The sequence below is a fragment of the Dysgonomonas sp. 520 genome (assembly GCF_010501095.1).
Lineage (GTDB): Bacteria > Bacteroidota > Bacteroidia > Bacteroidales > Dysgonomonadaceae > QVMP01.
Map to the genome: position 1 here is coordinate 1 of NZ_QVMP01000062.1, position 1,062 is coordinate 1,062.

General features: G+C 28.3%; 2 protein-coding genes. Both read left to right on the top strand.

What is annotated here, in order from left to right; genetic code table 11:
* Positions 1-146: 146 nt before the first annotated feature.
* Positions 147-425, top strand: coding sequence for a hypothetical protein (locus D0T56_RS16530; RefSeq protein WP_163321268.1), 279 nt, complete (start codon positions 147-149; stop codon positions 423-425).
* 30 nt (positions 426-455) lie between these two features.
* Positions 456-1,062: MvdC/MvdD family ATP grasp protein (locus tag D0T56_RS16535; protein WP_221412374.1), on the top strand; the 607-nt coding region annotated here is incomplete at its 3' end.

Below are 1,062 nucleotides of genomic sequence, written 5' to 3' on the forward strand. Positions count from 1 at the left end.
AAATCACAAAGTTATGTAAAAGAACGCTTTAATAAACTATTAAATATAAACTCTAATTTTAAATAGCAAATGATTTTTCTAAAGATTTATTGTCAGGTCGTTTTTTAACGCTATTTTTGCAAAAACGATTAAATATATAGGACTTTATGAAGTCAGTAATATTAGAATATGCGATTGAACGGAAAGGAGAAATAGAGACTATTTATCAATATGATTTCTCGGAGTCCTTGAATGTGATAAATGTTAAAAATCAGAAAATTGCTTTTATAGACTCATCACAAGAAGATATAACCTTACTTACAAAAACTAAAGTGATGAGCGAAAGTGACGATAACAATAATGTATTAGAGTTACAAACAAAGACAAGAGCTAATCAAGAGCTAATCAAGAACGAGACGATGAATGTAATCTTCTTTTGGCTTTAAAAACAAAAACATTTACACACCAAGAACGAGATGACGAAAGTCCTAATTATAACTAATAAAAATGATTTGACTTCAGACTTCGTGGTGAAGCGACTAAAAGAAAGAGCGATATATTTCTACAGATTTAATACTGAAGAGCTTTCTAAAAGTTGTTTCCTTACTTTTGACTTTCAAAAAAATCTGTTCATACTCTCTGATACCATTCTTAATAGGCAATTCAATCTAAAGGAATTTACATCAGTATATTTTAGACGACCAGAACTTCCCAGTATAGATTCAACCGATTTAAGTAATGGTGAAATTTTGTTCCTTAGAAATGAATTCTACTACACTTTAGAAGGGTTATATAAAATATTAAAAGATTCTTATTGGATAAGTCCAGTTTATGCAATAAGAGAAGCCGAAAATAAAGTTTATCAGTTGGAACTTGCAAAATCTATCGGCTTCAATATCCCAAATACGATTGTTACTAATATATATACAGATTCATTAGATTTTTATGATACGAATAATACAAATTGTATTGTAAAGCCTATAAAATCTGGACTTATTGAAGACGAAACTACCCCAAAAGTAGTTTTTACTAATTTATTGAAAGAAAAACTAAAGAAAGAACAAATAGAATTTTCTCCAAATT

Excerpts from the sequence above, each read along its gene's own strand:
- D0T56_RS16530 (WP_163321268.1), top strand. The coding sequence starts at position 147 with ATGAAGTCAGTAATATTAGAATATGCGATTGAACGGAAAGGAGAAATA.